This window comes from Micromonospora sp. LOL_013 (assembly GCF_048060315.1).
Classification (GTDB): domain Bacteria; phylum Actinomycetota; class Actinomycetes; order Mycobacteriales; family Micromonosporaceae; genus Micromonospora_E.
Window position 1 is genome coordinate 18,152 of record NZ_JBHMIQ010000015.1, and the last position, 18,113, is coordinate 36,264.

At 69.1% G+C, this 18,113-nt stretch carries 20 protein-coding genes and 4 pseudogenes; 12 read left to right on the top strand and 12 right to left on the bottom strand.

Annotation, left to right across the window (positions count from 1 at the left end; translation table 11 throughout):
• Positions 1-154: 154 nt before the first annotated feature.
• Positions 155-430 (top strand): hypothetical protein, encoded by a 276-nt coding sequence (locus tag ACFHWS_RS11935; protein ID WP_416568187.1) that lies wholly within the window; start codon positions 155-157, stop codon positions 428-430.
• Positions 431-482: 52 nt separating this feature from the next.
• Complete coding sequence (locus ACFHWS_RS11940; RefSeq protein WP_416568188.1) at positions 483-1,034, top strand: SMI1/KNR4 family protein; 552 nt, start codon at positions 483-485, stop codon at positions 1,032-1,034.
• 236 nt (positions 1,035-1,270) lie between these two features.
• Here the strand turns inward: ACFHWS_RS11940 and ACFHWS_RS11945 are convergent, their stop codons facing one another.
• The gene (locus ACFHWS_RS11945; RefSeq protein ID WP_416555458.1) at positions 1,271-1,642 is read right to left on the bottom strand and encodes a hypothetical protein; all 372 of its coding nucleotides are present in this window, start codon (positions 1,640-1,642) and stop codon (positions 1,271-1,273) included.
• A gap of 80 nt (positions 1,643-1,722) precedes the next feature.
• Here ACFHWS_RS11945 and ACFHWS_RS11950 point away from each other — a divergent pair.
• A pseudogene (locus ACFHWS_RS11950) lies at positions 1,723-1,815 on the top strand (transposase); the annotation flags it as partial.
• A 93-nt stretch (positions 1,816-1,908) separates the two neighbouring features.
• Here ACFHWS_RS11950 and ACFHWS_RS11955 read toward each other — a convergent pair.
• Together ACFHWS_RS11955 and ACFHWS_RS11960 are read right to left on the bottom strand one after the other, a co-directional pair.
• Positions 1,909-2,253 (bottom strand): type II toxin-antitoxin system HicB family antitoxin, encoded by a 345-nt coding sequence (locus ACFHWS_RS11955; protein WP_416555244.1) that lies wholly within the window; start codon positions 2,251-2,253, stop codon positions 1,909-1,911.
• On the bottom strand, positions 2,253-2,498 hold the full coding sequence (locus ACFHWS_RS11960; RefSeq protein ID WP_281553199.1) for a toxin HicA: 246 nt from the start codon (positions 2,496-2,498) through the stop codon (positions 2,253-2,255). Before ACFHWS_RS11960 ends, ACFHWS_RS11955 begins: the two co-directional genes overlap by 1 nt.
• A 126-nt stretch (positions 2,499-2,624) precedes the next feature.
• Between ACFHWS_RS11960 and ACFHWS_RS11965 the strand changes: the two genes are divergently transcribed.
• The 3 genes from ACFHWS_RS11965 to coaD all read left to right on the top strand — a co-directional run bounded on the left by ACFHWS_RS11965 (position 2,625) and on the right by coaD (position 5,321).
• Positions 2,625-3,752 (top strand): helix-turn-helix domain-containing protein, encoded by a 1,128-nt coding sequence (locus ACFHWS_RS11965; protein WP_416555246.1) that lies wholly within the window; start codon positions 2,625-2,627, stop codon positions 3,750-3,752.
• A 469-nt stretch (positions 3,753-4,221) separates the two neighbouring features.
• Positions 4,222-4,806, top strand: a complete 585-nt coding sequence (locus ACFHWS_RS11970) for an HD domain-containing protein (RefSeq protein ID WP_416568189.1) — start codon at positions 4,222-4,224, stop codon at positions 4,804-4,806.
• Positions 4,807-4,811: 5 nt separating this feature from the next.
• Positions 4,812-5,321, top strand: a complete 510-nt coding sequence (coaD, locus tag ACFHWS_RS11975) for a pantetheine-phosphate adenylyltransferase (RefSeq protein WP_416568190.1) — start codon at positions 4,812-4,814, stop codon at positions 5,319-5,321.
• On the opposite strand, the gene ACFHWS_RS11980 is transcribed toward coaD, so the two are convergent.
• Complete coding sequence (locus tag ACFHWS_RS11980) at positions 5,263-5,700, bottom strand: MarR family winged helix-turn-helix transcriptional regulator (protein WP_281553203.1); 438 nt, start codon at positions 5,698-5,700, stop codon at positions 5,263-5,265. The two genes, coaD and ACFHWS_RS11980, sit on opposite strands and share 59 nt — an antisense overlap.
• Positions 5,701-5,769: 69 nt before the next feature.
• Here ACFHWS_RS11980 and ACFHWS_RS11985 point away from each other — a divergent pair, with 69 nt between their 5' ends.
• A complete protein-coding gene (locus ACFHWS_RS11985; protein WP_416568191.1) occupies positions 5,770-6,714 on the top strand; it encodes an NAD-dependent epimerase/dehydratase family protein in 945 nt (314 codons plus the stop codon).
• 67 nt (positions 6,715-6,781) lie between these two features.
• Here the strand turns inward: ACFHWS_RS11985 and ACFHWS_RS11990 are convergent, their stop codons facing one another.
• Positions 6,782-7,933, bottom strand: coding sequence for a hypothetical protein (locus ACFHWS_RS11990; RefSeq protein WP_416568192.1), 1,152 nt, complete (start codon positions 7,931-7,933; stop codon positions 6,782-6,784).
• Positions 7,934-7,998: 65 nt separating this feature from the next.
• Positions 7,999-8,940: an alpha/beta fold hydrolase gene (locus ACFHWS_RS11995; protein ID WP_416568193.1), complete on the bottom strand. Its 942-nt coding sequence runs from the start codon at positions 8,938-8,940 to the stop codon at positions 7,999-8,001.
• 33 nt (positions 8,941-8,973) lie between these two features.
• Between ACFHWS_RS11995 and ACFHWS_RS12000 the strand changes: the two genes are divergently transcribed.
• On the top strand, positions 8,974-9,993 hold the full coding sequence (locus tag ACFHWS_RS12000) for a helix-turn-helix transcriptional regulator (RefSeq protein ID WP_416568194.1): 1,020 nt from the start codon (positions 8,974-8,976) through the stop codon (positions 9,991-9,993).
• Here the strand turns inward: ACFHWS_RS12000 and ACFHWS_RS12005 are convergent.
• Positions 9,959-10,456: a YcxB family protein gene (locus ACFHWS_RS12005; protein ID WP_416568195.1), complete on the bottom strand. Its 498-nt coding sequence runs from the start codon at positions 10,454-10,456 to the stop codon at positions 9,959-9,961. The genes ACFHWS_RS12000 and ACFHWS_RS12005 overlap by 35 nt on opposite strands.
• A 44-nt stretch (positions 10,457-10,500) precedes the next feature.
• Positions 10,501-10,722: pseudogene (locus ACFHWS_RS12010) on the bottom strand (alpha/beta hydrolase); the annotation flags it as partial.
• Positions 10,723-10,865: 143 nt separating this feature from the next.
• On the opposite strand from ACFHWS_RS12010, the pseudogene rnhA reads away from it, so the two are divergent.
• A pseudogene (gene rnhA / locus ACFHWS_RS12015) lies at positions 10,866-10,988 on the top strand (ribonuclease HI); the annotation flags it as partial.
• A gap of 203 nt (positions 10,989-11,191) precedes the next feature.
• On the top strand, positions 11,192-12,307 hold the full coding sequence (locus ACFHWS_RS12020; RefSeq protein ID WP_416555262.1) for a helix-turn-helix transcriptional regulator: 1,116 nt from the start codon (positions 11,192-11,194) through the stop codon (positions 12,305-12,307).
• On the opposite strand, the gene ACFHWS_RS12025 is transcribed toward ACFHWS_RS12020, so the two are convergent.
• The 3 genes and pseudogenes from ACFHWS_RS12025 to ACFHWS_RS12035 form a co-directional block, all read right to left on the bottom strand.
• Entirely contained in the window at positions 12,263-12,829 is a 567-nt protein-coding gene (locus tag ACFHWS_RS12025) for a hypothetical protein (RefSeq protein WP_416555264.1), read from the bottom strand. The two genes, ACFHWS_RS12020 and ACFHWS_RS12025, sit on opposite strands and share 45 nt — an antisense overlap.
• 119 nt (positions 12,830-12,948) lie before the next feature.
• Positions 12,949-13,383, bottom strand: a complete 435-nt coding sequence (locus tag ACFHWS_RS12030; RefSeq protein WP_416568196.1) for a VOC family protein — start codon at positions 13,381-13,383, stop codon at positions 12,949-12,951.
• A 218-nt stretch (positions 13,384-13,601) separates the two neighbouring features.
• Positions 13,602-13,900: pseudogene (locus ACFHWS_RS12035) on the bottom strand (macro domain-containing protein); the annotation flags it as partial.
• Positions 13,901-14,327: 427 nt separating this feature from the next.
• On the opposite strand from ACFHWS_RS12035, the gene ACFHWS_RS12040 reads away from it, so the two are divergent.
• Both ACFHWS_RS12040 and ACFHWS_RS12045 read left to right on the top strand, forming a co-directional pair.
• Positions 14,328-15,644, top strand: a complete 1,317-nt coding sequence (locus tag ACFHWS_RS12040; protein ID WP_416568197.1) for a CehA/McbA family metallohydrolase — start codon at positions 14,328-14,330, stop codon at positions 15,642-15,644.
• A 663-nt stretch (positions 15,645-16,307) separates the two neighbouring features.
• Positions 16,308-17,693 (top strand): hypothetical protein, encoded by a 1,386-nt coding sequence (locus ACFHWS_RS12045; RefSeq protein WP_416568198.1) that lies wholly within the window; start codon positions 16,308-16,310, stop codon positions 17,691-17,693.
• On the opposite strand, the gene ACFHWS_RS12050 is transcribed toward ACFHWS_RS12045, so the two are convergent.
• Complete coding sequence (locus tag ACFHWS_RS12050) at positions 17,664-18,110, bottom strand: hypothetical protein (protein ID WP_416555274.1); 447 nt, start codon at positions 18,108-18,110, stop codon at positions 17,664-17,666. The genes ACFHWS_RS12045 and ACFHWS_RS12050 overlap by 30 nt on opposite strands.
• Positions 18,111-18,113 lie beyond the last annotated feature (3 nt).

An 18,113-nucleotide genomic window follows, 5' to 3' on the forward strand; every position in this document is an offset into this window, starting at 1 on the left:
TCGAGGCGAGTCGGAAAGGCGAGAGTGGCGGCACGGCGTCTATGGAGGCGACTGGCCCGATCTGACGGCTTGCGATGGAGCAGGCCTCGATCCAGTCGATCCTGGCCGCCGAATACCGCGTGAGCTGGTCGGCGGCCGTTCCCACGCGTACACCTTGGAGCTGATCTCCCGGGCCGGGTTCGACCTGCCGCAGGTGCAGCGGCCGACGGCCGGCGACTACCTTGAGGTCCGTGGCGTGCGGTTCGTGCAGGAGCTTCAGCCGTCGGCGCTCGCCCCGGCGTACGCGCAGGCGGCGATGCGCGCCTACCGGCGCGGCGTGATCAGCGCGGACCGGGTCGTCGAGCTGCTGCACCGGACCGTGACCCTCGACGACCTGCCCTCCCCGCACCCGATGCCCATCGAAGCGTCGCTGCGAACCAGCAGCCCATGATGGCCAGCTGACAGGTACGGCACGGCAATCGTCACCGGTCGCAAGGAGCACTATGTTCCATGAATCCGTTCAGCACGCCTATCCTGGCCTTGCTGTGGCCTCGTTCTGGGACGACAGCGAGTACGCGCTTGACACCTACGTCGACGCGCCGCCGTCGGACGCTCTGATCGCGTCGGTGCAGGCCGAACTGGGCTTCCGTCTGCCGACGTCGTACCTGACGCTGATGAGGTCGCACAACGGCGGGATACCGCGTGACCCGTGCTGCCCTGCGCCGAGCCGGACCACATGGGCGCAGGATCACGTCGCCGTGGACGGCATCATGGGGATCGGGAGGAAGAAGCGATACTCGCTGGCAGGTGAAGCCGGCAGTCGGTTCTGGATCGAGGAATGGGCCTATCCGCCGATCGGCGTGTACTTCGCGACCTGCCCCTCTGCTGGGCACGACATGATCGCGTTCGACTACCGGGACTGCGGCCCGGACGGCGAGCCGCAGGTGGTCCATGTAGATCAAGAGTGGGACTACCAGGTGACCGTGCTCGCCCCAGATTTCGTGTCCTTCCTGCTGGCGTTGCGGCCCGAGAGCGAGTACGACGACGAGTGCTGAGAGAAGCGGACGTCATGGGATCGCCCGAATAAGTGACGACAGAGCTCGTCGCCCGTACTGCGGGCGGCGGACACGGGTGTTGAGGCGGCGGGGACTTCATCGAGGTGAGGCTCAGATACCTCACCTCACGATTTTGACGTGCGTCAGCCTCACCTCGACGACACATTTGGATGCCAGACCAGCCCGGCTACCCGCCGGCACGTGAGCACGCGCGCCGGCAGTAGGCAGGAGCCTGATCATGATCGATCGGCGTAGTCCGGCGACGACAACGACCGGTGGGCTGGTGGACGAATGGCCAGGCGACGACGCACACCGTGGCGCATCCGGCGGGAGGCGCCAGGCTGATCGTTGAGGGCTGACACCTCGAAGGGTTCAAGCTCGGGACGCTCCGCGAGGGCGAGTGCGCAGGCATACGGCCTGACGTCAGGCAGCCGCAGCATCATCAGCCTTTGCGCCAGTACGCCGAGCAGCACTGTCCGGTCGGCGTTCGGGTGCCGGGCGATCGTGGCGATCAGGCGGTTGCGATCCCATCGGTCGAGGTCGTCTGTCGGCAAGGTAGACAGGGTTCGTGCGTCGGCGAGCGGATGGTCGGCGACCGCTTGGCGCACGAACGAGTACGGGCTGGCTGCCAGAGCCCGCGGCAGGAGTTCCCCGACCTCGCACGCCACTACCACCGGGCCAACAAGCTCTCTGGTCGGGCTCGTACTTCGCCGGCTCCGTCGGCGGCGCGCCACCGAGCATCGTGAAGCAGTACATCGAGCGGCAGAACCGGCCAGGTTAGGGCACTGCTCGGGCCCTGGCGGCCCTCCCAGCGCGGGCCTACCCCCCCGGCCTGAAGGCCGGAGCACTGGCCCGCATTCCGGTAGCTCTATGTTCAGGCAGCGTTGAGCTTTCGCAAGACGTACTGGTTGAGGCTCATGCCGTCCTCAGCTGCGCGGATAGCGAGTTCGCGGTGCAGGCTCTCACCGACGCGGAGGTTGAACTTGCCTGAGTAGCTGCGGTCAGCGAACGGCTGCGGCACCTGTTCGCCCTGCTCCTCCATGTCGGCGAGCACCTCACGCAGTAGATCCTGAAGTCCCTGGAGAGCCTTGATCTGGGAGGATGCCAGCCACGAGAGGGATGGGAACTCGGCGCAGGTAGCGAGAAACTCGCCGTCCTCGGCCGACCACGTAACGCGGTAGGTGAAGTGAGACACCTCGGGCCGGTCAGCGGACTGCATCACAGCACCTCCTTCTTCTCGATCGCCTTGAGCACCTGCCGCACCTGATACGCCTTGGCCTTGCCTTTGTCGTTCTGGATGTTGACTCGCGGATCGCCTGGCCAGGGCATCTTGAACACCGCATGGGAGCTGCTGTCTTGTCGCGGCTTCCCGAAGTAGTGCTCGCACACCCGGTAGAGGTCGTTGTAGGCGATGTTTTGCTGGCTTCTTCGCATCGCTTCGACGAGCTTCTCTACGGACGGCATGGCTTGATGGTACCGCCGGTGGTACTACAGCTGCAACCTGTCGGGGCATGGAAGGCGCACTAGATCTTGCCGATCTATCCTTCAGCGGTGTGATTTTCACACCGGCGAGGCAAGATTGGGGCTGTGATGCGTGCGCCGTTGCGAAGCTGGGTGGAGGTGGGTGGCCGGGTGGCCGCCGCCCGCGAGCTGGCCGGGTTCAGCCAGCGCGAGCTGGCCGAACGACTTGGCGTCCATCGCTCGGCGTTGACCCGTGTCGAGCTCGGCCAACGTCAACTGGACGCGCTTGAGCTGGCGCGGATCGCCGAGCTGCTCGGCCGTACCGTCGAATGGTTTCTCACCGCCCCGGCGGAAACCCTCGCCAGCCGGCGGGCCGGGATCTCGGCCGACCATGACGTGCAGCGACTGGAAGACGCGCTGGACCAGGTCAGCCGCGACGTCGAGCTGCTGTCCGACGTCGGAGCACTGACGCTGGCGGCCACAGGCCTGCAATCGGGCGTCACCACACTCGCCGAAGCGGAAGCCGGCGCGGCCGAAGCGCGCGCCCTGCTCGGCTGTGGGGACGGCCCCTTGGTCGACCTGCAGGCGATGGTCGAACGGCTGGGCCTGCTCGCGTTCTCGCTCGACCTGGGTCCGGGGGTGATCGACTGCGGCTATCTGCGGACCGGTCAGGTGGGCGTGGCGCTGGTCAACGGTGCCGCGATCGCCGGTCAGCGGCGGGTGAATCTCGCGCACGAGCTCGGTCACCACCTGCTCGCCGACGAGTACGCGGCGGACGTCAGTGGCGGCTCCGGCCGGTCCGAGCGGGAAGCGTTGATCGACGCCTTCGCGATCCACTTCCTGATGCCCGGGCCGTCGGTCAGGTCCCGCTGGGCCGAGCTGTCGGGCGAGTGGGACTACCCCCGTCAACGACTGTTCGTCCTGTCGGCCGAGTATCGGGTGAACTGGTCGGCGGTTGTTTCCCACGCGTACACCTTGGAACTGATATCCCGGGCCGAGCGCGACCTGTTGCAGGCGCAGCGGCCGACCGTCGGCGACTACATCGAGGTACGTGGCGCGCGGTTCGCGCAGGAGCTTCGGTCGCCGGCGCTCGCCCCGGCGTACGCGCAGGCGGCGATGCGCGCCTACCGGCGGGGCGTGATCAGCGCCGACCGGGTCGTCGAGCTGCTGCACGGCACCGTGACCCTCGACGATCTGCCCACCCCCGCATCAGATGCCCATCGAAGCGCGGCTGACGGCCGACGTGCATCGAGGTGACGCTCGGACACCTCACGGGGCAATTTTGACGTGCGTAGGCGTCACCTCGACGGAGCATCCGAAGCGGCTGCTGGAGTTGTACGAGCTCCGGGCTGCGACCACAGCCGCCTGGAGGTGCCCGGGGTCGACTCCGCGAACGTTGAGCGGCGGGTGCACGCTCCGGACAGAGTTGGGCCTCGATCGTTTCCGGCTCCGCGACCTCCGCCCAGGTCAGGCGCAGGTTTGCGGGCATCCACGCGGTCAGCCGGTTTCACCCTCAGGGATCAGGACCACCCGATCGGTCCAGGTTGTCCGGTACCCCTCGGACACCAGATGCCCGGCCAACGTACGACGCAAGGTCGAACTGCCCGAACGCCCCTGGTGCTGGCGGACCGATCAGCGGGCTGCGCGCTACCGGCGGCACGTGGTCAGTTGATTGCGCCCTACGATTGTTCGCCGGGACCCAACAGCCGAGCGCCATGGAGCAGATATGCCGTTGACGCTGCGCCATGCCCTGGATGATCCGCCGCTGCGGCCGCTGCCGGCTCCGGTCGGTGACCTTCTGCTCAGGCTCGACGCGCCGCCGCGGCTGGCCGCGCATCTGCGCGCCGTATACGACGTCGCCGCCCAGCTCACGGGCTGGCTGGCCGTCCACTACCCGGCCCTGGCCGTCGATCGCGACGCCGTACTCTTCGGCGCTGCCACCCACGACATCGGCAAGACCGTTTACGTGGCGGAGTTGTCCGGGCCGGGTTCGCGGCACGAGCCGGCCGGTCAACAGATCCTGCTCGACGCCGGCGTCGGCCCGTACCTGGCGCGCTTCGCCGCGACGCACGCCAGTTGGCAGTCGCCCGGCATCGAGTGCGAGGACCTGCTGGTCAGCCTGGCCGACAAGATCTGGAAGGCCAAACGGGTCGTCGACCTCGAACAACTCGTCGTCGACCGCCTCGCTGCCTCCTCCGGGCAGGAGCCCTGGCAGGCTTTCGTCAACCTCGACGATCACCTTGACGGCATCGCGGCGGACGCTGACCAGCGGCTCGCCTTCCAGAACAGCTACCCCATCACGGCCGGCTGACGTCGGTGCGCGCTTCGTTGGCGGTCTATCCCGGTACGTTCGACCCGTTCACCCCGGGGCACCGTGACCTGGTGGCCCGTGCCCGGGTGATGTTCGACCGGATCATTGTGCTGTTGGCGGTGAACGCCGACAAGCAACCGACCGCCGAGGCCACGGCCAGGGCGGTACGCGTACGCGACGCCCTCCCAGCGGACTGGGGCAATGTCGAGGTCGACACCTGGACTGGCCTGACCGCCGCCTACTGCCTGCGCCGTGGCGCCACGGTCATCGTCCGTGGCGTGCGTACGGCTGCGGACCTCCACTACGAGCACCAGCTCGCCGGGATGAACGAGCGGCTCGGCATTGAGACCGTCTGGTTGCCGACCCGTCCGCAGCTGACCGCCACCTCGTCCACCGTCGCACGAGCACAGCATGCGGCGAAGTCGGCCCGTGCGTCGTACGACGCTGGGGGTCGGGTCAGTTCTCCACGAGGGTCCGCAGTGTCCGGCGAAGCTGACTTGTCGCACTCGGACTGATCCCGGCCAGGAACGCACTTTCGGCCTTCCCGTACGCCACCTGTGCCGCGTCGTAGGTCTGCAACCCCTGTTCGGTGAGCTCAACGACGTTCCTGCGCCGGTCTGTGGGGTCCGGTCGGCGCGTGATGATGCCCTTGCGCTCAAGCACATCCAGCAAGGCGACCATCGTGGTGCGGTCGATGCCGAGGGTCTGCGCCACCTGCAGCTGCGAGGTCGGTTCCCGGTGGGCCAGGACCCGGAGCGCTCCGAAGTCCTTGCTGTCGATCCCCAGCGGCTCGAGCGCTGCGTCGGTCAACGCGGTGAGCTTCAGGGCCGCGTGCTTGAGGAGGTACCCCAGGACCTCGTGCGGGTCAGCGGTGGCGCTCGGCTCGGTGGACACGGCTCCCATCTTAGGCATAGTCTGATCGTCAGTATTGCTGACGATCAGACTTATCGCGAAAGGCTCGTCATGATCCTCGTTACCGGAGGGGTCGGTTTCATCGGCTCCCACACCGTCCGCGCCCTCGCCGAGGCCGGCGAGGAGTGCGTCCTGCTCCAGCGCCGCACCCCCCGAATCCCCCCACACCTGGCGGACCTGCCCATCCACGTCGTCCAGGCCGACGTCGCCGACCTCGACGCGCTGCTCGCCGTCGGCCGGCGGTACCCGATAACCGGAATCGTGCACCTCGCTCTCGCCCTGCCCTGGCCGGCGACCGACGTCGACCCGATTGGAGCGACGGGAGGAGCCCTGGAGGCGTTCCTCAACATCGTCCGCGTCGCGCGGACCTGGGGTGTGCGCCGCGTCGTCACCGCCAGCACCATCGGCGTCTACGGCTTCACCTCTGAAGGCGCGCTGACCGAGGACGTGCCGATCCCCTTGGGGCACGGCCACGCCATCCCGACGTTCAAGAAGATCACCGAACTCCTCGCCGGCCACCTCTCGGACGTGACAGACGTCGACATCGTCAACGCCCGCATCTCCGGCACCTGGGGTCCCGGCGGACACCTGCCCGACCCGTTCTTCGCCGCGCCCTCCCTGGCTCATGCCGCAGCCCGGCGCAGCGAACCCGACCTGTCCGGACTCCTCGCACCGCCGCACGCCGAAGACGCTCTCGACCTGCTCTACGTCAAGGACACCGGTCGCGCACTCGCGTTGCTGCAGCTCGCCGAGAAGCTGACCCACTCGACATACAACGTCGCCTCTGGTCGTGCCACGAGCAATGCCGACGTCGTCACCGCGATCGCCTCCGTCGACCCCGGCTTCCGGTGCGAACTTCCCTCGGGCGGAGACCGCCCGGTGAGCTGGCTCGACATCACCCGCCTGCACGAGGACACCGGATTCAACCCCCGGTACGACACCGCCGCGGCTGCCGCTGACTACATCGCCTGGCTGCGCGCGGGAAACCAGCGGTAACTCCCGGCTGACTGTGCGGGTGAGGGGGTGTGGTCCGGCCTGGCCGGGCTGCCCGGCAGCGTTGCTCCTACCTCATTCGGCCCCGGTAGCCGACAGGGCCCTCTCCGACCCGCTGATGGGTCCCCAGGAACGCGCCGTCGTCAAAGGCGATCGTGCCGGTTCCGCCCCGGTTGTCGCGCCAGGCCAACCGGGTGAGCGGGCGACCACCCACCCCCACCGCGAGCAGGAGGTCGTGCGAGGGGTACCAGCCACCACCCCAGCCTTCCTGGGCCACGTATCGCGAGGCATCGCTGGTGGCGGGACTACGTTCGATGAGCTGGCCGCGGAACTCCTTCGGTCGCTTGCCCGGCCGGCGACACCACCCGTAGAAGGCAGCCTGCTGGGCCTCGAAGGTGACGGCGTACTCGGCGCCGGAATCGTCGGCCCAGGCCACGTGCTCGAGAAGGCAATGCTCGCCCCGGTCGATGAAGATAGTGACCTCACCCCGCCTGGTGGCGTACCTCAGCACCGGTTCCGCGGTCAGCTGGCTCTCGAGCGCCGACCTGGCCTGGTCGTGCGCGTGCATCGGGTCGATCGTCACCCGGTACAGCCACAGCATGCTCTCGGCGTCGTTACCGCTCTCCACCCGCAGCGTGTTGCGGCCGGCCAGCAGATCCTCAGCCGGGACCGCGAAGATCAGCCGCTGCGGCAGCCCGCCACCATTCGGGATCCGCAGCCGGTCGGCCAGTGGCCTGCCGTTGAGGCGAACGGTGAGCGGGGCGTATCCGGGCGAGTCAGAGAGCATCGACGCAAGCGCCACGACGGCGACGCATGCCTCGCCGACGACCTCCGGGTCGGGTACGTCGAACTCCAGCTCGACCGAGCCGCCTGCCCCGACGGCCAGGTGACCGTCGGCGTCCCTCGCCCGGTCGATGTCGGTGATGCTGACGTTGCCGGTGCGTGCCGGGTCGGTGCCGAAGTCGGCGTAGGTGGGTTCCATCTGGACCCCGGCGCGGTCGCTGACACGCGGGGCAGGAGCCGGCTGCGGGTCCAGCAGCACCTCGTACGTCGCGACCGTGCGTTCGTTCTTGCCGTACCCGATGTTGGCCGCGCCGAAAGCGGGCCGCACCTTGCCGACGTGCAGCGCGCCGTTCTCCTCGTAGCCGTGGGGAACGGCGCCGGGCGGGATCTGCCCTGCGCTGGCGGTCTCCCAACGGTATCCGCTCTCGGAACTCTCCATCCAAGGAGGATAGATCTACTCCTCGGGCCGACGGCCACCCTGGGTCGTCAGGACGCCGTCAGGGTCTACCTGTCCCGGGTGCCGTCCTGCTGTTCCAACCAGGTCAGGATTGCCCGGGTCGTTTCCTCCGGCTTCTCCTGCTGGATCCAGTGACCGCAGTCCAGGGTGACCACGTCCACGTTGGGCACGAACTCTGCCAGTCGGTCGGACTTCGCGATCATGTCCCGGTCGCCGTAGATCATCAGCGTGGGCTGCTGGATGATCGGGTCGACGTCCGCCAGCAGATGCCAGTTGCGGTCGAGGTTGCGGTACCAGTTGATGCTGCCCGTGAACCCGGTCGACTCGAAGGCGGAGACGAACACGGCCAGTTCGCTGTCGCTCATCACCGGCTCACCGAGCGGTGCTGCCGCCCTGGCCAGCTCGATGAACGCCATGCCGGGCTGAGGTTCCATCAGGGGCAGGTTCTTCCGGTACAGGTTGCGCAGGAACTGGAAGGTGTTCTCGTCGAACACGGCGTCCGCGACCCCCGGCTGCCGGTTGAAGTGGACGAAGTAGAAGTCGCCACCGAGTACGGCTTCCATCAGCTCGATCCAGGGCGTCTCCCCGCGCTCCTGGTACGGCAGGCTCAGGTTGATCACCTTGTTCACCCGGTCCGGATGCAGCAGGGTCAGCCCCCAGACGACCATCGCACCCCAGTCGTGGCCGACGAAGGTGGCATCTTCGTATCCGTAGTGATCGAGCAGCGCGACGAGATCACCCGACAGGTGCGCGATGTCGTAGTCGGTGACCTCTGTCGGGCGCGACGAATTACCGTAGCCGCGCTGGTTCGGGACGATGACGTGGTAGCCCGCCGCCGCCAGGGCCGGCATCTGATGGCGCCACGAAAAGGCATGCTCCGGCCAGCCGTGACAGAGCACGATCGGCTTTCCGGCGTTCTGACGGCCAGCCTCGAAGACTTCGAGCTGCACGCCGTTGACGGGGACAAGACTGGGTTCGGGAAAGTTCATGCCGCCATCCTGCCGACCATAACCGGTCACCTCATGACCGGTTTATCTGACAATCTTGGCGGCATGCGCACCGACCGGCTGGTGGCCGTACTCCTGCTGCTGCAGCAGCGCGAGCAGGTGACCGCGGCGGAAGTCGCCCGGGAGCTGGAGGTCTCCGAGCGCACCGCCCGCCGCGACCTCGACGCCCTGGCCATGGCCGGGGTGCCCGTGTACGCCACGCAGGGGCGTGGCGGCGGCTGGCGCCTCGTCGGCGGTGCCCGTACCGACCTGTCCGGGTTGACCGCAGGCGAGGCCCGCGCCCTGTTCCTGGTCGCCGGGCCGGCCTCGGCCGCGACACCGGAGGTCAAGGCAGCGCTGCGCAAGCTCGTCCAGGCCCTGCCGGAGCCCTTCCGGGCCCAGGCGCAGGCAGCGGCGTCGTCGATCGTCGTGGACCCGCAACGGTGGGGGACCAGCCGGGCCGACCGCCCGCCGCCACGCTTCCTCGACGAACTCCAGGACGCGGTGATCCGGGGCGTCCAGGTGCGGCTCGGCTACGTCGACAGCACCGGCAGCGTGAGCGAGCGGACCGTCCACCCGCTGGGCGTCGTTGCCAAAGATCCGTGGTGGTACCTCGTCGCCGCCACCGAGGCCGGCCGGCGGACCTTCCGGATCGACCGGGTGTCGGCCGTCGAGCCGACCGACGATGCCGTGCACCGGCCGGCGGACTTCGACCTCGCCGAAAGCTGGCGGGAGATCGCCGACGAGGTCGACCGCAGACGGATGCCCGTCGAGATCCAGGCGGTCTGCGCGCCCGACAGGATCGGCACGCTCCGGATGGCTCTCGGCGACCGGCTCGAGGTGGGTGGCCCCACGACCGACGGCCGCGTCGAGGTGGTGATCCGTGGCTACAGCGAGTACACGCTTGCTGGCGAGCTCGCCTGGCTGGTCGAATGGCTCGAGGTCGCCGGCCCCGCCGGTGTGCGGGACCAGCTGGCCTCGATCGGCACCGCGCTCGTCGAGCGGTACGGCCGAGGCCCCGTCACCCGGTCTGGAGCAGGCCGCGGTTGGCCATGAAGTCCCGTAACGTCTCGACGTCGTCGGCGGACATCAACTCACGGGGGATCACGGTCGCCGGCATCCGGCCCACGTACACGATCCAGAAGCCGGGAGTGTCGAGCACCTTGCTGACCCTGTCCCAGGCGATGTCGCCGAACTCCGTACCGCTGCGCATCGTGATGGTGTCGTCGGTGATGTCGTAGCCGCCGTCGACCGCGTACTCGCCGGACCGGCGCCGGGCGCGTGAGCGCACCCACGGCCCGTACAGCATCGACAGCACGCCGGCGGTGACCAGCGACATCCACAGCAGCGAGAACTGCTCGCCCCAGCCGTACTCCCGCGCGGCGACGAAAGCGGCCACCCCGGTCACCGCCAGGATCGCGCCGATGTAGCCGTACTTGGCCAGCCGCACCCGGCTGAGCGCGGCGGCCGCCCTGCCCGGGTAGTCGGGATCGGCCGGGACGTCGAAACGGATGCGCACCCCAGCACGATAGTGCCCGTACCCGCCAACGCCGCTGTCCGCAGCTAGACATCGGCGAGGATCCGGGCGAGCTCGGCGGGTCGGGTGAGCATCGGCCAGTGCCCGGAGTCGATGTCGACCAGGTCGAGGTCCTTGGCCCGGGCCAGCTCGGGGACCTGCCCGGCGGTGATCATCTCCTGCGCATGGGCCGGCGTGAACTCCGGGCACACCAGCACGACCGGTACGTCGAACCGCCGCTCGTCGGTCAGCCGTACGACACCTCGTGCGCACCGGACCGAGCATGACCGCCCGCGCCGTTCGGACGCCCGAAATCCGGCGGGAACGGCCCGGCGCCACCGGTCGCCAGTGTTTCCGCTGCGGGCAGCGTGGCCTGCAGTTCGCGGGCGCGCCGGCACAGCGTGGCGACCTTCTGGCGGTAGACCGCTTCGGCCAGTGCCTCCCGGGCGCGTGCGGCGGCAATCCGGGGCCGGGCGGTTGGGGTGCGTTGCTGCGCTACGGCGAGATCGAGAAGGAGCCGTGCGGTGGCGAGGCCGGTGCCGCAGCCGCGTCGAAGCGCCGCGCCACGCCGCAGTTGACGGTCCACGACTGCGCCTGAGATGTGGTATTTGATCATGGTTAGGGTGTATCGCCAAGGTGTCGAGGTGCAGCGGTCGGGCACACTGTGCGGATGAGCGTTGCTGGTTGCCTCCGACCGTCCCACCTCCCCGACACCGACCGGGTGCCGGTGGTACGGCGATGACCACCGTCGGGTCGGGTGCCCTCCTGACGGTGGTCGAGGCGGTCAGCCGGTCCCGCGACCTTGGCGAGTTCGCGGAGGCTGGCTGTCGCGAGCTTTTCCGCCTCATGCCCTGTGTCAGCGTGTCGTACACGGAGGTCAACCTCAGGACCGAGGTGGTATCCGGATACCTGTGGCCGTACCCGGGTATCGAGTGGTTCGAGCGGTACGCCGCACCGCTCGGCCGCATCGCACGACAGAACCCGCTGGTCGCACACATTGCCGGCGGCGGCTCAGTGGCGTCCTGGGCGGACGTCGACCCGAAAGACGCATTTCGCCAGACCGCTCTGTTCCAGGAGTTCTACGCCGCGAACGGCATCGAGAGTCAGGCCGCACTGGGCGTCCTCAACCAACCCGGGCTGGTGACCGGCTTCACGGTCAACCGTGACGGCTCGCCGTTCAGCGCCGACGAGTATCAGGTCCTGTGCGACCTGCGCCCGCACCTGATCAACCTGTACCGGCTGGTCAGTGGGTCGGGACGGGCCCGCGCCAACGACGTCGTCCTGGCAGCGGACGGGTGGACCGTGGTCCGGCTCGCCGAGGGCGGCACGGTGTTGACCACGAGCGTGGAGGCGGAGGCGATCGGTGACCGGGTCGGGCTCGACCTGCGCGTCGGAGCCGACCTCACCTCGACGTGGTTCTGGCGGCGGCTCCGCGAGACCATCGGGGCGCGCTGGCAGGTCGGCAGAATGACCAGGCCGATCCATCTCGGTACCGCCGACTGCCCGGTCGAGGCGATGGTCGCCACGACGGCGGTCGGCCCGTACTCGTTGATGTTGCGCGACCGGGACGCCGTACGCCGCCGCCGCTGCCGGGAGTTGGGCCTGACCGGCCGGCAGGCCGAGATCGCCCGGCTGGTCATTGCCGGCGCGACCAACGTGCAGATCGGCCGGGCGCTGGGCATCACCGCCTCCACGGTGCGCAAACACCTGGAGGCGACGTTCAGCGTCGTCGGCGTACAGTCCCGGGCGGCTCTCGTGGCGGTCCTGCTCGGGCCCCGGCCTACGGGCGGGCCGGATGATTTCCAGCGGTCACGGCTTGTCGAGGATGCAGACGATCTCCATCTCGACCGATGAGCCGGCACTGGTCGAGCCCACCAGGCGTACCAGCGCGATGTCCTCGCTCGCGCCCTGGGTGACCGGCCCGGCGATCTCGATCGAGTCGAAGGTGCTCTTGAAGCCGCTTTCCTGGTTGACGTGCCGGAACGTCTGATTCGAGATGGCGGTGAACGACTGGGCGTCGGGGTCGCCGGAGTCGAAGTTGTCGACGCCGAGAAGGAGCCGGACGTCCTCGGCGAAGGGATCCTCGACGGGTTGCGCACCGAGACTCCTGATGAACTCGCACTCGCCCTCGAAGTCCTGGTGAATGGTGCCGTCGACGGTGACCGCCCCGGTGCCTTCGTCGGATCGCTCGTAGCCGTCGCCGTCGGCGGGCGGGTCGTCGGACCCCGGTTGCGCATCGGCGGTCGCGGTGGTCCCGTCGTCACTACTGACGGTCGTATCGGCGGGCTCGCCGGGGGACCCCGAATCGGTGCACCCGGCCAGGGCGATCGTCGAGAGGACAGCTATGAAGGCGAGGCGGGACCGGAATTTGACCATGGTCGCACCGTAGGGACGGACGGCGCACGGGCCAACGGGACGAACGTCGTATTGCGCCGGCCGCGGTCGTCCACGTCCCTGACTGAAATACCGTTCAATCCGGCGACGTCTGCCCTTGCTCAGTCGAGGCAGAACTCGTTGCCCTCGACGTCCCGCATGACGAGGCACGACTCGCTGACACCGTCGGCGCGCAGCAGCCGTACGCGTACCGCGCCGAGCGCGACCAGTCGTGCGCATTCGGCCTCGAGCGCGGCCACGCGCTCGTCACCGACGAGACCGGTGCCGACCCGTACGTCGAGGTGCAGCCGGTTCTTGACCGTCTTGCCTTCGGGCACGCGCTGGAAGAACAGCCGTGGCCCCACCCCCGTGGGGTCGACACAGGCGAATGCCGAACCCTGACGATCGGGCGGCAGCGCGCGGTCGAAGTCGTCCCAACTGGCGAACCCCTTCGGGGGCGGCGGTACGACGTACCCCAGCACCTCGCACCAGAAGCGGGCGACGCGCTCAGGTTGTGCGCAGTCAAAGGTGACCTGGAACTGCCGGACCGACGCCATCGCCCCAATATAGAAGGCTTCTGTCCGTCGCCACCGCCGGCCCGGCCGCCGCCTCCACCAATCCCGCCGAGGACCTGACCGGCGAACACTGTGACCGCAACCAGTGGCTGCGCGAGCAGGGACGAACGGTCGGCGGCATCAAGCTCGACCTCGGCTACCGCGCCGATGCCGAGCCGGAGGTGCACGAACTCTGCGTACACGTCCCAGGTTCCGACCCGGCGGGCAGCCCGGTCGGCGGGGAAGCCGTACACGCCGGTGGCGATCGCGGGGAAGGCGACCGTGCGCGCGCCGAGTTCGTCGGCGACCTGCAGGCTGCGCCGGTAGCAGGAGGCCAGATCTCGGCTTCGCCGTGGCCGCCGCCTTCCCGGATCGGCCCGACGGTGTGGATGACGTGCCGTACCGGCGGGTCCAGGTCGAACGCGGGTGTCGCCTTGGCGTCACCCGGCTCGCACGGGGCGAGCGCGCCGCCGGCCCGCGCCAGGCGCGGGCCGGCCGCACGGTGGACGGCTCCGTCGACGACCTTGATGACTGCCACGATGCGATCCTGTCTCGCCTTTGGTCGCTACGTCGAAATCCACCGCCTCGATCTCGTTCGCCGGCGGCCACGACGTCATCGAGCAACTGCTGGACGAGGTCCGGACGGTCCGACTCCATGGCGAACGACGCCTGACACTGATAGCCGAGAAACACCCGCTCCGGACCGTAGCCACTCCGCGAACTCTTCAGAGGCCGAGGTGCACCTGCTTGGGAATCTCGTGCGAGGGCCAAGTGGGTGTCCTCGTCAGCCGACGCTCGGCCGGTCGGCGCCTCGTCACCGGGCGGTTAAGTGATCATGCTGCACCACAGTCGGCGGGTGGCCCTCGTCGGGTGAGACGTGTGGTGTTCGTCTGCCGGACAACTCGGTGCAGCGTGCTTGAAAGACTTCTATCGATTTAATGTTCGGCATGAGTGAACCGCACCCCCACCGCTGCCACCACCACCACCACGAGCGCGACGACCACGAGTCGGGCCAGCTGCCGTACGGCCAGATCGATCCTGCCGGGCACCCGACCGGCGGCCTCGGACGCAGATCAATGCTGGCCGCCGCCGGCGGCCTGCTGATGCTCGCCGCCGTTCCCGGCACCGCGCGGGCCGGCACCGCGATGACAGCCGGTGCGGCGTCGGCCGGCGCGCCGGCGATGGCCGCGCCCGGCGCTTCCCGGGCGTCGCGGATCAGCCAGGGGACCACCCTGGTCCACGCCGACCTGCACAACCACACCGTGATGTCCGACGGGGACGGCAGCGCCGACGACGCGTTCGCCTCGATGCGCGAGGCCGGACTCGACGTCGCCGCGCTCACCGACCACGCCACGATGTTCGCCATCAGCGGGCTCAGCCGGTCGGAGTGGCGGACCACCGGTGCGCTCGCCAACGCGGCCGACGACCCCGGTCAGTTCACCGCGATCCGCGGCTTCGAGTGGTCGCACCCGTTGCAGGGTCACATCAACGTGTGGAACACCTCGGACTTCGCCGACCTGCTGCGGGCCGGCAGCCCCGGCAGCCTCTACCGGTGGCTGGCCGGTCGGCCCGGCGGCCTGGCCAGCTTCAACCACCCGGGGCGGGAGATCGGCCGGTTCGACAACTTCTCGTACGACGCCTCGGCGCGGCAGCAGCTCGTCGGCCTGGAGATGTTCAACCGGACCGACGACTACCTGTTCGAGGGCTGGTCGTCCTGGGTGGCATCGCCGCTGGTGGCCTGCCTCAACGCCGGCTGGCGGCCGGGTCTGACCGGGGTCACCGACGAGCACGGGACCAGCTGGGGCTTCCACGAGGGCAAGGGCCGCAGCGGTCTGTGGGTCGCCGAGAACACCCGTGCGGCGGTGTTCGAGGCGATGGCGGCCCGCCGCTGCTTCGCCACCCGGGTGTCCGGCCTGCGGCTGGACGCGGCCGCCAACGGCGTACGGATGGGTGGGGTCATCGGGCTGGTCGCCGGTGACGTCCGGTTCCGGGTGGACCTGGACCGGGGTGCGGTGTGGGACGGCAAGCCGCTGCGGATCCAGGTGCTGCGCCCCGGGACCTCGGTGCCGACCGTCGTTGACGTCGTCGACACCGTCTCCGGGTCGGTCGCCGACTTCACCGTGCCGCTCGACGTCGCCGACGGCGACTGGGTCGTGCTGCGGGTCTCCGACCCGGAGCTGGCCAACCCGACGCCCGGCCCGTCCGGTCATCCGTGCAACGACTTCGGGGTGGCGTACAGCAGTCCATGGTGGCTGCAGCCCTGAGCAGAGGTGGCGGAGGCAACGTCGGCGGACACCCGGACCAGTTTGAGGGATAGACCCGAACGTGTCCGGGTCACCACCAGTGTGGCTCAGGTGTTGACGGTGCTCCTCGACGATCCGCAGGCTGGCCGGTACGGCTTGGAGCTCATGCAGGCCACCGGTCAGCCCAGTCGTGGCGGCCCGTGCCGAGCTCGCGGCCCTGCGGGCGAAACTGCGCCCGCGCGGCGCCGGTGGCACTCGGGCCGCCGACGCCGCCACCTTCACATCGGCGCCGGGGTGGTGAGCACCTTGCCCCAGCGGATCGCCGAGTGGGCTGCTGGCTGCGGCGGCGCGGCGTTGGCCGGCACACCTGCGCGAAGGAGATGAGCCGGGAGTGGGCCGGCGAGTTGTACGCCCTCGGCCATGGGGAAGGCGCTGTCGCTGCGCCGCGGAAGTGGCGGCAGCTCCGCTTCGCGGCCAGTCTCGCGCTCGCCCGCCCGCCGGGCGCGGATCCGGTACCGCTGCCCCGGCTGCCCAGACCCTCACCCACCCAGATACACGCGGGATGGCTGTTCCTTGCGCCGCTGTTCGTGCTGGTCACGGCAGCGATGGCGGTGTCCTCACCTGGCCTGGCTGATCGACGCGGTGGCGCGTACACCGATGGCCTCGGTCATTACCTTCTTCGCCGTGAGCTATGTGGCTTACATCCTTATCGCGGCAGTCGTCGGCACGCTGCTGGCCCGGCGGCTGCTGCGACGACGTGCCGGCCGGCCGGTCAGCCCGGCAGGCTGTGGGTGGGCGACCCTACCCGTGACAGCCGGCCTGCTCACCCTCGATGTGCTGGCCCGTAGCGCGAACAGGGTCTGGGACGGCTCCTGGTTCGCCGTCGCCGTGGCACTTTGTCTGTCGGTGCTGCTCCCGCCGGTGGCGGCGGGCGTCGCGGCGCTGTCCCGCCGCAGGAGTCTGGTGTCGGCCGTCGGCTCGGCCGTGCTGGCCGCTCCCGCCCTGACGCTGGTCAGCGCCTACACGATGGTGCTGGTGGCACCCCAGACACCGGCCGAAGCGGCGGGTCAGCCCTGGTGGTGGCTCACCTATCTGGTACGCGAACCGATCCTGCTGTTGACGTACGACGCCTTCGACACCTCGTTGCCGATAGAGGCCGCCCTGGCGATCCTGCCCAATCTGACCCTCGTCTCGATGGTGCTTGCCCTGGCCCATGCGATCGGACTCGCCCGGCCGATCGAGGCCGCCGCGACCAGCACGTCGACGGCACCCGATCCCGGCCGGGGCATCCCCGGTCAGCGTGGGTCCGAACGGACCAGCCCGACCGTGACCAGCGCAGGTTTGACCGGCGCAGGTTTGACCGGCCAGACCCCGGCTGTCGCACGTGGCCCGTGGTGGCACCGCACCGCCCTCGCCGGTGCGGTCTACTCGGTCCTGGCCTGGGCGGTCACCTTGGCCTACCTGACCCCCAACATCGGGGTACAGAACTCCTGGACGGGCCCTCTGCCGGACGGCTCATGGCCGTCCTCGGAGCCCGCCGGCTGGCAGGGGTGGTCGACCCAGGAGGGGCGGGTGTGGATGCACGAGTTGCAACTGTGCGGCATCGTGTGTGCCGCACTGTGCCTGTTGTGCGCCGCCGCCTACCGAGGCCGACCACTGCGACCGACGCTTGCCGGCTCGGTCGTACTGCTGGGAGTCAACATGGCGGTGGTGCGCGGCGGTTGGGCGGATCCTCGGCTGCTGCCCTGGCTCGCTGCGGGTGGGCTCGTTGTCGGCATTGTGGTCTGGTCGGCGTCGACCCGTCCGGCCGTGACCAGACGGCCGCCCGCGCGACCACGTCGCCTCGTCGTCACCATCACGGTGCTGGCCGCGTTCCTCGTCCCGGGCGGCTTCCTGGCCCGGCTCTACATCGTGCCCGGGGTATCGGCTCCCCCGTCCCTGCTGCTGGTCGCGGTGGGCCTGCCCACCGTACTGACGGTGATCGCCGTCATGGGTGTCCTGGCCACGTCGAGGCGCCGGCCGCGCCGGCCGTTCTGGCGGCTACTCGACAGGGTGGTTCTCGTGGAGTAGTGCCTCGGCTTCGAGGAGAAGTTCGTCCAGTTGCTCGTCCGTCAGCTCCGCATCTTCGACCAGCCGGAACAGGAGCTGTCCCTGAATCTCGGCCATCACGCCGACGTCTAGGTCTTCGACGATCTCCTCGACGCCGGGCATGTCCATGTCCAGCATGGCGTAGATCAGGGCTTCGCCCTCCTTGGCGGGAAGCTCTCGTCCTTCTAGCAGTCGGGCTCGCGCATCCGCTACGAATCGGATAATCTCGCGGGCGTCTTTGTTCTCGGCGAATCGTCGCTGAACGGCGACGAAGAAGCTGTAACCGATGATGGCAACAGGCGTGCCCTTGCCCTCGCTCTGGAACTTTTCGGTGAACGAGTCGTAGGTTTCCCAGTCCTGGCGAAGCAGGGCGCGAAGGAATTTGGTTTCCTCTTCCATTTT

What these genes read in the sequence shown, in the direction of transcription:
- ACFHWS_RS11940 (WP_416568188.1), top strand. Translation starts at nt 483, where the DNA reads ATGTTCCATGAATCCGTTCAGCACGCCTATCCTGGCCTTGCTGTGGCC.
- ACFHWS_RS11955 (WP_416555244.1), bottom strand. Translation starts at nt 2,253, where the DNA reads ATGCAGTCCGCTGACCGGCCCGAGGTGTCTCACTTCACCTACCGCGTT.
- ACFHWS_RS11960 (WP_281553199.1), bottom strand. Translation starts at nt 2,498, where the DNA reads ATGCCGTCCGTAGAGAAGCTCGTCGAAGCGATGCGAAGAAGCCAGCAA.
- ACFHWS_RS11965 (WP_416555246.1), top strand. Translation starts at nt 2,625, where the DNA reads ATGCGTGCGCCGTTGCGAAGCTGGGTGGAGGTGGGTGGCCGGGTGGCC.
- ACFHWS_RS11970 (WP_416568189.1), top strand. Translation starts at nt 4,222, where the DNA reads ATGCCGTTGACGCTGCGCCATGCCCTGGATGATCCGCCGCTGCGGCCG.
- ACFHWS_RS11985 (WP_416568191.1), top strand. Translation starts at nt 5,770, where the DNA reads ATGATCCTCGTTACCGGAGGGGTCGGTTTCATCGGCTCCCACACCGTC.
- ACFHWS_RS11990 (WP_416568192.1), bottom strand. Translation starts at nt 7,933, where the DNA reads ATGGAGAGTTCCGAGAGCGGATACCGTTGGGAGACCGCCAGCGCAGGG.
- ACFHWS_RS11995 (WP_416568193.1), bottom strand. Translation starts at nt 8,940, where the DNA reads ATGAACTTTCCCGAACCCAGTCTTGTCCCCGTCAACGGCGTGCAGCTC.
- ACFHWS_RS12000 (WP_416568194.1), top strand. Translation starts at nt 8,974, where the DNA reads ATGACCGGTTTATCTGACAATCTTGGCGGCATGCGCACCGACCGGCTG.
- ACFHWS_RS12020 (WP_416555262.1), top strand. Translation starts at nt 11,192, where the DNA reads ATGACCACCGTCGGGTCGGGTGCCCTCCTGACGGTGGTCGAGGCGGTC.
- ACFHWS_RS12025 (WP_416555264.1), bottom strand. Translation starts at nt 12,829, where the DNA reads ATGGTCAAATTCCGGTCCCGCCTCGCCTTCATAGCTGTCCTCTCGACG.
- ACFHWS_RS12030 (WP_416568196.1), bottom strand. Translation starts at nt 13,383, where the DNA reads ATGGCGTCGGTCCGGCAGTTCCAGGTCACCTTTGACTGCGCACAACCT.
- ACFHWS_RS12040 (WP_416568197.1), top strand. Translation starts at nt 14,328, where the DNA reads ATGAGTGAACCGCACCCCCACCGCTGCCACCACCACCACCACGAGCGC.
- ACFHWS_RS12050 (WP_416555274.1), bottom strand. Translation starts at nt 18,110, where the DNA reads ATGGAAGAGGAAACCAAATTCCTTCGCGCCCTGCTTCGCCAGGACTGG.